The organism is Candidatus Deferrimicrobiaceae bacterium (assembly GCA_035256765.1).
Lineage (GTDB): Bacteria > Desulfobacterota > Deferrimicrobia > Deferrimicrobiales > Deferrimicrobiaceae > CSP1-8.
Genome location: DATEXR010000167.1, coordinates 1 through 9,294, shown reverse-complemented (window position 1 = coordinate 9,294; position 9,294 = coordinate 1). Strand labels below are relative to the sequence as shown.

The window sequence follows — 9,294 nt, the reverse complement described above, 5'->3', positions numbered from 1 at the left end:
CCTCGTTCCCCTCCCTGATCCATCGGAGGGCAGGGTTCTTCTTCAGGCTTCTTCCTTCCCTTCGTTTCAGGGCCCGGTCCTCTTTCAGCAATAGCCCGATCAGGCCCTCCCTGCCGAAGACGAGGAACTTCCGGTAGTCTTCTTCATCATCCAGGAAATGGCCCTCGATCACGGCGCTTTTTTCGATCAGCTCCTCCGCCAGTTCCTCTCTTCGCGACTCTTCTTCCTTCCCGCACACCCAGATCCATAATTTGTTTTTTTCCTCCCGGTAGAGGAATCGGTTTTCGATCGGCAATCCCCGGCCGCACGCGGGACACGAAACGCGGTTGAATTCCCCCGAAAGGATGGAGTCTTTCAGCTCCGGGTCATGCTCGGCGAAAACATATTCGTAAATGTCCCCGGTGAATGTTTTTCCGCAGCCGCACCGGATCTCATACGTCGCCTTCAGCGCCATGGGTGCCCCCCGAAAAAAGGTGCCGGCGGATGGGCATTCCATCCGCCGGCGCCCCGCGAAACCCGCACCTGTCAGGACTGTTTGGGGATCAAGAGAGTATTCTTGCCGGCATATTGCTTCCCGAAAAAACAGTCCTTGGGAATCATGGCATGAATGCCCTTCGTGTAGTCCACGAGCTGGGTGACATGGAGGTCAACCGCCTGCGAACAGAAGGCGTATCCTTCCAGCTCGGGGATGCCGTAATGATTGTTCAGGAACTTGATCGCCTGCTTCACGGCCATCTGGCAGGACTTGTACAGATCGGTATGGAATCCCATCATGATCCAGTGGGTGGGACTCGAGGCCATGGGCCAGTCGACCAGTTTCTTGAGATCCTTTCTCGCGGTGAACCTCAACGTGATGTTCTTGAAAGCCCCCTCCAGGGCATTCAGGTTCACCTCTCCGTGCCCTTGGGCGAGGTGGGCATCCCCCGTTTTGAACCCTGCCCCCTTGTTCCACACCGGAAGATACAGGACGGTCCCGGCGACCAGATCCTTGTTGTCCAGGTTGCCGCCATGCCTTCCGGGGGGAACGTTGCTCCACATCCCCGTTTCCGGCAATTCCACGCCGATGGTTCCCGGGAACGGCCGGACGGGAACCTGGATCCCCGGCATAAATTCGTAGGTCATATCGCGCCGATTGACGGAATACCACCGGACTTTCCCCTCCGGAAATTCATCCGCGAGGACCCCGAGCTTCACGAAGGACGTGGTCGGGTTCAGGTTGAAACCGTAAGCGCCGGGATCGATGTCGAGGATTTCGATCTGGAGGATGTCGCCCGGTTCGGCGCCCTCGATATGGATCGGGCCGGTCAGATGATGGTGTCCGGCGCCCTTTCTCGTCTTCTGCGCACCCGTCGTTTCATCCGGATAGAAATACGTTTCCGCGGTCTGGTCGAGGACCTCCTTGTACCAGCTCATCCAGTCCTCGATGGTAGCCCCGGGCACCATCTTCCCCATGAGGTGCATCCCGGTTTCCACGTGAACGGTATCGCCCGATTGGATGTTCAAGACCGGTTTTGTGGAATTGTCCCAATATCCGTGCGTGGAGGTCATTTCATTGCATCCGAGGATATGGACCTTTCCCGTCGAATCCAGCCTCTTGATGTCCACGGCCCGGGCCTTCGATACGGCGATATCGCTCAGAGCGAAGCCGGCACCCGTTGCGCCCACATATTGCAGGAACTTCCGCCGGTCTATCCCCTCCCCGCGATTTTTCTTTCCCTTGTCATCCCTCATGGAACACCCCCTAACCTGTGAATTTCCCGCAACTTTCCTCCCTCAAGAGACGCTCTCCCGTTCGCAGCCTCTTTCCCGCCACCTCCTTTCTTCTTCCGATTTTCAGGGGTTGGTCGGCGGGTTTGGTCCATGTTGCTTGTAAGGGAAGAAATATAAAAAAAGGTAAATATTGTCAAGAATATTCCCCCGCATCCCACCGATTCGAGGGACCGTTGCCTTTTGCATCCCGCCCCTGATATCCTCTTCCCGACCGATGTGATATACGAAGGCTTTTCAGGCCGTGGGGGTTCGATTCCCCCCCCCGGGCACCAGAGCAAACCATTTCGGGAGGTTCCCCATGCACAGGAAGGTCAGGCTGGCCGGTTTGGTCTTCGCGGTCGCTTTCGCCCTCGTTTTCCGGGGAGCGAACGGGTACGCGGGGGAAGGAAAGGGCCCCGCGGTCCACGCGAAGATCGGGGTGATCTCGATCCTCACCGGACCCGGCGCGGCGTACGGGGAGGCGATCACCCAGGGTTTCCGCCTCGCGCAGGAGGAGATCAACGCCCGGGGAGGCGTGCGGATCGACCTGGCCATCGAGGACTCCTCCGGGAAGCAGGAACAAGCCCTGTCCGCGGCGCAGAAGCTCATTAACTCCGACCGGGTGGTCGCGATCCTGGGGCCGACGCTGAGCACGGAGATGAAGGTCGTGGGGCCTGAGGCCAATGCCAGCGGGGTGCCCATCATGGGGACATCGACGACGGCCCAGGGGATCACCCAGATCGGGAAGTTCGTCTTCCGGAACTCCCTCCCGGAGGCGCTGGCCATTCCCGCCTCCATCGGCAAGGCGGTTAAAACATACCGAATCCGGAAGGTCGCCCTCTTCTACGGAAACGACGATGTCTTCACGAAATCGGGGTTCGACACGATGAAGAAGGTGGCGGAGGACCTGAAGCTCAACATTCTGACGATCGAGACGTTCCAGAAAGGGCAGGCGGACTACAAGGCGCAGCTGACGAAGATCAAGAACCTCGCCCCCGACGCGATCTTCTGTTCCGCCCTGTACGAGGAGGGCGGGGTCATCCTCTCCCAGGCGAGGAAGATGGGGATCACGGTCCCCTTCGTGGGGGGGAACGGCTTCAACTCCCCCAAGGTGATCGAAATCGCGAAAGACGCCGCGGAGGGGCTCGTGGTGGCCACCCCGTGGTTCGGCGAAAAGGACGACCCGAAGGTGAAGGCGTTCGTCGCCCAATACGAGAAACGATACGGGAAGAAGCCGGACCAGTTCGCCGCCCAGGCGTACGACGGGCTCTTCCTCATGGCGGAAGGCCTGCGGAAAGCGGGCAAGGCCGACCGGGCAGCGCTGCGCGACGCCCTCGCGGGGATCCGGAACTTCCCCGGTGTCCTCGGGATGTTTTCCTTCGACGAGGAGCGCGACGTTGTCATGGAACCCGCCGTGCTCATCATCCGGAACGGGAAGTTCCAGCTCTTCCGCTGATCGGGGAGGAGCGGGCAAGGGCATATCGTGTTTGTCGAGCAACTGATCAACGGCGTCACTCTGGGGAGCATCTACGCCATCGTCGCCCTGGGATACACCCTCGTCTTCGGCGTGCTCGACATCATCAACATGGCCCACGGCGAGATCTTCATGTTCGGCGCGTTCATCGGGATGGTGATCGTGACGAAGATGAACGCTCCGCTTGCGGCCGCCTTCCTGGGGGCGGTGGCGGTCACCGCGGCGCTCGGGTACCTGCTGGAACGGATCGCCCTGCGCCCCCTGCGGGGGCGGACGGGGGTTTCCCCGCTGGCGCCCCTCATCAGCACGATCGGCGTCTCCATCCTCCTCGAGAACCTCGCCCACCACATCTTCGGGGCCGGGAACCAGCTGTTCGAGACCTCCTTCGCCGACATCCGCTTCTCGATCGGGTCGACGACCGTATATCTCGTACAGGTCGTCATCCTGGGCGTCGCGATCATCCTCATGGGGGGGCTCTCCCTGTGGCTTTCCCGGACCCGCACCGGCAAAGGGCTTCGGGCCACGGCGGAAAGCCTGGAGACGGCGGGGCTTCTCGGGGTCGACACGAACCGGATCATCACGGCCACGGTCGTCATCGCTTCCGCGATGGGCGGAATCGCCGGCGTGCTGGTCGGGATGGCCTTCAACTACATCAACAACCAGATCGGGCTCTCGATGGGTCTGAAAGGGCTGGCGATCATCATCTTCGGGGGGATGGGGAGCGTGGCGGGCGCGATGGCCGGGGGGCTCATCCTGGGTCTTTCCGAAACGTTCGTCGTCGCCTACGGAAGTTCCGGGTACCGCGACGCCATCGCCTTCCTCACGATCATCGTGGTGCTCCTCCTCCGGCCCCGGGGGCTGTTCGGGCAGGCGGTGCCGGGGGCCCGTCGGTAGGCCATGCCCGGCGACTGGCTGAACCCCTACCACCTGCAGGTCGCCTCCTTCGTCCTCATCAACACCCTGCTGGGGGTGAGCATCTATGTCACCCTCTCCACGGGACAGCTCTCCCTAGGGAACGCCGGGTTCATGAGCATCGGCGCGTACGCGACGGCCATCCTGACGACACGCCACGGCTTCCCGATGCCCGCGGGGATCGCGGCGGGCTCCGTCCTGGCGGCGCTTGCCGGGGTCGCCGTCGGCATCCCCTCCCTGCGCCTCACGGGAGTGTACCTGGCCATCGCGACGCTCGGGTTCGGGGAGGTGGTCCGGGTCCTTTTCGTCAACTGGGAGTCGCTGACCGGAGGGGCCGTCGGCATCGCCGCCATCCCCCAGATGGGGAGGGAGATCCTTTCGCTCCTGCGGGATGCCGGGTTCGCTTCGGAGAGCATCGGGCTCCGCAGCAACCAGTTCATCAGCCTGTCGGTCTTCCTGATCCTGCTCGCGGCCACCTTGGGCGTGATCTGGTTCTTCGTCCGCCTCGGCTCCTCGAGGATCGGCCGTGCGTACGCCGCCGTGCGGATGGACGAGAAGGCCGCCGAAGCGGCGGGGATCAACACGACCTACTACAAGGTCCTCGCCTTCACCCAGGGGGCGATGCTGTCGGGGTTCGCGGGCGCCCTGTTCGCCCACGCCACGTCGTACATCAGCCCGGCCGATTTCACGTACCACCGGGCGGTGGAGATCCTCGTCTTCGCCGTCTTCGGGGGAAGCGAGCACCTGTTCGGCCCGGTCTTCGGCGCGATGTTTCTCACCTCCCTTCCGGAGTTCCTCCGGACCGTCAGCGACTACCGGTACATCGTCTACGGAATCCTCCTCGTCGCGATGATGGTGTTCCGCCCGCAGGGGTTGATCGACCCTCCCCTCGTGAACCGGATCGCGGGGAAAAAAGCCGCGGGAGGAAGCTGACGCAGATGCTGCTCGACATGCGAAACGTGACGATGTCGTTCGGCGGCGTCACCGCCCTGCGAGATGTCTCCTTCTCGGTCCGGGACGGGGAGATTATCGGCCTGATCGGCCCGAACGGGGCGGGAAAGACGACCCTCTTCCACGTGGTAACGTCGATGATCCCGGGGGCATCCGGCGAAATCGTGTTCGGGGGGGAACGGATCGGCGGCCTTGCGACCCACCGGATCACCCGGCGGGGGGTCGGCCGCACCTTCCAGAACATCCGGCTGTTCCCCGAAATGACCGCCCGGGAGAACGTGATGGTGGGCAGGCACACGAGGAGCCGCGCCGGGGTCTGGCGCAGCGTCTTTCGGACCCCGGGACAGCGGGAGGAAGAGGAGCTCGTGCGGCGGAAGACGGACGAACTGCTCGCCCTGGTGGGGCTGCGCGGTCAGGAGGACGTCGTCGCCTCGGCCCTGCCGTACGGATACCAGCGCAGGCTCGAGATCGCACGGGCGCTGGCGGGGGAGCCGAAACTCCTGCTTCTGGACGAGCCGGTGGCGGGGATGAACGAGAGCGAGACGCAGGAGATCCACCGCCTGATCCGGAAGATCCGGGACCTCGGGGTGACGGTCATCCTGATCGAACACGACATGTCCCTGGTGATGCAGGTTTGCGACCGGCTCGTCGTCCTCCACTTCGGCGAGAAGATCGCCGAGGGGACGCCGGAGGAGATCCGGAACAACCCCGACGTGATCGCCGCCTACCTCGGCAGGGAGGAGGAGGACGATGCTTGAGGTCCGCGGGCTCACGACGGGCTACGGGAACATCCTGGCGATCCGGGAGATCGACCTGGCGGTCCCCGAAGGAAGGATCGTGTGCATCATCGGGGCGAACGGTGCGGGGAAGACGACCCTGCTCCGGACCATCGCCGGCCTGTTGCGCCCCGCGGCGGGAACGATCACCTTTCTGCGGGAGGAGATCACGGCCTTGACCCCCGCGCAGATCGTGAGACGCGGGATCGTGCTCGTCCCGGAAGGGAGGGCGATCCTCTCCCGGATGACCGTGTTCGAGAACCTGGAGATGGGGGCCTACCAACGAAGGGACGGCCGCGTCAGGGAGGACATCGAGGCGACGATGGAGCGGTTCCCGATCCTCAAGGAGAGGAGGAACCTGGCGGGGGGCTCCCTCTCCGGCGGGGAACAGCAGATGCTCGCCATCGCCAGGGCGCTTCTGGCGAGGCCGAAGCTTCTCCTTCTCGACGAACCGTCCCTCGGGCTGGCGCCGCTCGTCGTCTCCCACATCTTCCGGATCATCCGGGAGATCAACCGGGAGGGGACGACCGTCCTGCTGGTGGAGCAGAACGTGAGGCAGGCCCTCAAGGTCTCCCACTGCGCCTACGTCCTGGAGACCGGCAAAATCGTCCACGAAGGACCCTCCCCGGAACTGCTGAACGATCCGAAGATCAGGGAATCGTACCTGGGTGGGGGCCGCTCGTGAGAGCGGCGACCCGCTCTCCCCGCGCCGGAAGGGGAAAGAACCTTCCGGGATATGGTACGATGCACCCATCCGGATCCCCCAAGGAGACCCGTTCCCCATGAACCAGGCACCGTTCGTGACGCTCGCCGAGGCCGCCGCCGCCGTCCCGTCGGGCGCGAAAGTCGCGATCGGCGGAGCGATGGTCATGAGCCCGATGTCGTTCGTCCGGGAGATGATCCGCCGGGAAACGAGGGACCTGGACCTCGTGACCGTCCCCATCGGAGGGATCAATGTCGACATGCTGGTGGGGGCGGGATGTGTCCGGTCCGTCGAGTTCCCCCAGATTTCGATGGGGGAGTACGGGATGGCGCCCAACTTCCGGAGGGCCGCGGAACGCGGGAGGATCGTCACGCACGAGCACTCCTGACCCGGCATCCTGGCCGGGCTCCAGGCGGGAGCCTCCGGACTGCCGTTCCACCCGATGCTCGGATTCGCCGGGACCGACTACGAGAAGGTCCGGGAGGACTTCCGGAAGGTCACGGACCCGTACTCGGGGAACGAGATCTTCGTCGTTCCGGCGATCCGGCCGGACTGGGCGGTCATCCACGCGATCCGCGCCGACGAAAACGGAAACGTCGTCTGCTCCGCTCTCGAAGCGGACCGGCTCGCCGTGCTCGCGGCGAAGCAGGCGATCGTGACCGTGGAGGAGGTCGTTCCCGCGGAGAGACTGCTCGCCCGTCCCGGGGAGATCTTTCTGTCCGCCCTTCACATCGACCTGGTCGTCGTGGCCCCCCGCGGCGCCCACCCGGGGGCTTGCGTCCATTCGTACGGAATCGACCGCGCCCACGTGGAGGAGTACCTCGCGGCGGCAAAGACCGAGGACGGGTTCTTCCGTTATCTTTCCCGTTTCGTTTTCGGCAAGACCGAGGAGGAGTACCTCGGTCTTGCCTGCGGGAAAGCGGTCTGAAGCGCCGTGCCCCTCGTCCTCGACGGATTCACCCCGGAGGAATTCCTGGCGTTCCGGATCTCCCAAGAGGTCCGCGACTACGAGCGGACGGCGGTGGGAACTCTTTCCCCCGTCCCCCTCCTGGGGGTGCTTCATGCAAGGGCCCGTCACGCAAGCCACGGAAAATTCCTCCTCTTCGGATCGGAGGACACCCCCGTCACCGACGGCTCCCGGGAGTTGTTCGATATGGCGCAGCGGGGGAAGCTCGACCTGTTCTTCCTCTCGGGCGCGCAGATCGACCGAAAGGGGAACATCAATCTGACCTGTATCGGGGAGTACCGATCCCCCCGGATCCGGCTGCCCGGTGGAGCGGGGTCGGCAATGCTCTACTACATGACGCGCCGGGTGGTGCTTTTCACGCTCGCCCACTCCCCCCGCGTGTTCGTGGAGAAGTGCGACTTCGTCACGTCCGCTGCGAGCACCCCGCACTACCCGTGGCGTCGGGGAGGGGCCACGAAGCTCATCACCCCCCTCTGCACGATGGAGTACGACGGCGCCGCGGCCGAGTGGCGTCTTTCGTCCCTCCATCCCGGCGTGACGCACGGGGAGGCGCAGAAGGAGACGGGTTTTCCCCTCTCCCCGGAGACGGCGTCTTCCACCCCCTCCCCTTCCCCGGTCGACGTGGCGCTGCTGCGCGCCCAGATCCCCGCACTCCGGAGCTCGTACCCCGTTTTCGCCGACGGATTGTTGCGGAAGATCGGGTAGGGGGCACTCCTCGAGGTTGTAGGTAGTACGGTTGGAGGAATGTCCCCGCCCAGGCAAGTTCTTAGGAACGTCCCCGTTCTTACCCGGGATCATCGGAAAAGGAGCTGGCGAAGGTCATCGCCCAGGCCGAACCGATCGGGCTATACAGGCGGAAACAGGGGGAAAAAAGCGGGGAGGCGCCCCTGTTTTCCGCCCGGGATATTTGCGTGACAAGCGGGTTGGAATCCTGCAGTATATATTCATAATATATATTCGAGGTCGGCCATGAAAAGCGCGAAACTCTTCCGGAACGGACAAAGCCAGGCGGTCCGATTGCCGCGCGAAATGCGGTTCGAAGGCGATTATGTTTTCGTGAAAAAATCGGGAAAGGTCGTTCTTCTGATCCCGCCATCGGGATCGTGGGACGGGCTCGTGGAAAGTCTTTCCCTCTTCACGCCCGACTTCATGCAAGACCGGGCGCAACCGCCCGCGCAGCGCCGGAAGGGTCTGCCGGGATGAAATACCTCCTGGACACGGATGGCTGCATCGAGTTGATCCGGCGCAAGCCGCCGAGGCTTATCGCGCGTCTGACAAAGCGCCAGCCGGGTGACGTCGGACTTTCCTCGATCACGACAGCCGAACTCTGGTTCGGGGTCGCCAAGAGCGGCGATCCGGGAAAAAACAGGCAGGCGCTGGCGGGGTTCCTGGTACCGTTCGAAATCGTTCCTTTCGACGAGTCCGCAGCCATGGCTTATGGCGAAATCCGGGCCGCCCTGGAAAAAGCGGGAACCCCGATCGGATCGATGGATCTTCTCATCGGCGCCCATGCCCTCAGCCTCGGCGCAACGCTGGTCACGGCCAATATTCGCGAATTCCGCCGTATCCGAGGCTTGCGGACCGTGAACTGGCTTTCGCATTAGTGACTCGACTCGCCTCCGGCCCGGAACCGATCAGGCTATACAGGCGGAAACAGGGGACGGACAGGCGGGGCGGCAGAGCGTGTTTCCCCGCCGCGAGGAGGGCGAGTTCTCAGGAACGTCCCCGTTCTTAGGGAAAAAACCCCGGAGGCGCTTTCGTC

10 protein-coding genes and 1 pseudogene are annotated in these 9,294 nt (G+C 63.5%); 9 read left to right on the top strand and 2 right to left on the bottom strand.

What is annotated here, in order from left to right; genetic code table 11:
- Positions 1-454, bottom strand: a 454-nt coding sequence (locus VJ307_05750; protein HJX73642.1) for a CpXC domain-containing protein, incomplete at its 3' end; no start/stop codon positions are given.
- 71 nt (positions 455-525) lie between these two features.
- The gene (locus VJ307_05745) at positions 526-1,731 is read right to left on the bottom strand and encodes an acetamidase/formamidase family protein (GenBank protein ID HJX73641.1); all 1,206 of its coding nucleotides are present in this window, start codon (positions 1,729-1,731) and stop codon (positions 526-528) included.
- A gap of 337 nt (positions 1,732-2,068) precedes the next feature.
- Between VJ307_05745 and VJ307_05740 the strand changes: the two genes are divergently transcribed.
- The 9 genes and pseudogenes from VJ307_05740 to VJ307_05700 all read left to right on the top strand — a co-directional run bounded on the left by VJ307_05740 (position 2,069) and on the right by VJ307_05700 (position 9,136).
- Positions 2,069-3,205, top strand: coding sequence for an ABC transporter substrate-binding protein (locus tag VJ307_05740; GenBank protein ID HJX73640.1), 1,137 nt, complete (start codon positions 2,069-2,071; stop codon positions 3,203-3,205).
- 27 nt (positions 3,206-3,232) lie between these two features.
- Positions 3,233-4,117: a branched-chain amino acid ABC transporter permease gene (locus VJ307_05735; protein ID HJX73639.1), complete on the top strand. Its 885-nt coding sequence runs from the start codon at positions 3,233-3,235 to the stop codon at positions 4,115-4,117.
- A gap of 3 nt (positions 4,118-4,120) precedes the next feature.
- Positions 4,121-5,068: a branched-chain amino acid ABC transporter permease gene (locus VJ307_05730; protein HJX73638.1), complete on the top strand. Its 948-nt coding sequence runs from the start codon at positions 4,121-4,123 to the stop codon at positions 5,066-5,068.
- Between the two features lie 5 nt (positions 5,069-5,073).
- A complete protein-coding gene (locus VJ307_05725) occupies positions 5,074-5,844 on the top strand; it encodes an ABC transporter ATP-binding protein (GenBank protein HJX73637.1) in 771 nt (256 codons plus the stop codon).
- Complete coding sequence (locus VJ307_05720; protein HJX73636.1) at positions 5,837-6,547, top strand: ABC transporter ATP-binding protein; 711 nt, start codon at positions 5,837-5,839, stop codon at positions 6,545-6,547. The genes VJ307_05725 and VJ307_05720 overlap by 8 nt, the downstream gene beginning before the upstream one ends.
- Before the next feature lie 97 nt (positions 6,548-6,644).
- Positions 6,645-7,493, top strand: a pseudogene (locus tag VJ307_05715) (CoA-transferase).
- 6 nt (positions 7,494-7,499) lie between these two features.
- Positions 7,500-8,237, top strand: coding sequence for a CoA-transferase (locus VJ307_05710; protein HJX73635.1), 738 nt, complete (start codon positions 7,500-7,502; stop codon positions 8,235-8,237).
- Positions 8,238-8,501: 264 nt separating this feature from the next.
- Positions 8,502-8,735: a type II toxin-antitoxin system VapB family antitoxin gene (gene vapB, locus VJ307_05705; protein ID HJX73634.1), complete on the top strand. Its 234-nt coding sequence runs from the start codon at positions 8,502-8,504 to the stop codon at positions 8,733-8,735.
- Entirely contained in the window at positions 8,732-9,136 is a 405-nt protein-coding gene (locus tag VJ307_05700; GenBank protein ID HJX73633.1) for a type II toxin-antitoxin system VapC family toxin, read from the top strand. The genes vapB and VJ307_05700 overlap by 4 nt, the downstream gene beginning before the upstream one ends.
- Positions 9,137-9,294 lie beyond the last annotated feature (158 nt).

Bases quoted from the DNA above. Each gene is read 5' to 3' on its own strand.
- vapB (HJX73634.1), top strand. From the start codon at position 8,502: ATGAAAAGCGCGAAACTCTTCCGGAACGGACAAAGCCAGGCGGTCCGA.
- VJ307_05720 (HJX73636.1), top strand. From the start codon at position 5,837: ATGCTTGAGGTCCGCGGGCTCACGACGGGCTACGGGAACATCCTGGCG.
- VJ307_05730 (HJX73638.1), top strand. From the start codon at position 4,121: ATGCCCGGCGACTGGCTGAACCCCTACCACCTGCAGGTCGCCTCCTTC.
- VJ307_05700 (HJX73633.1), top strand. From the start codon at position 8,732: ATGAAATACCTCCTGGACACGGATGGCTGCATCGAGTTGATCCGGCGC.
- VJ307_05740 (HJX73640.1), top strand. From the start codon at position 2,069: ATGCACAGGAAGGTCAGGCTGGCCGGTTTGGTCTTCGCGGTCGCTTTC.
- VJ307_05725 (HJX73637.1), top strand. From the start codon at position 5,074: ATGCTGCTCGACATGCGAAACGTGACGATGTCGTTCGGCGGCGTCACC.
- VJ307_05745 (HJX73641.1), bottom strand. From the start codon at position 1,731: ATGAGGGATGACAAGGGAAAGAAAAATCGCGGGGAGGGGATAGACCGG.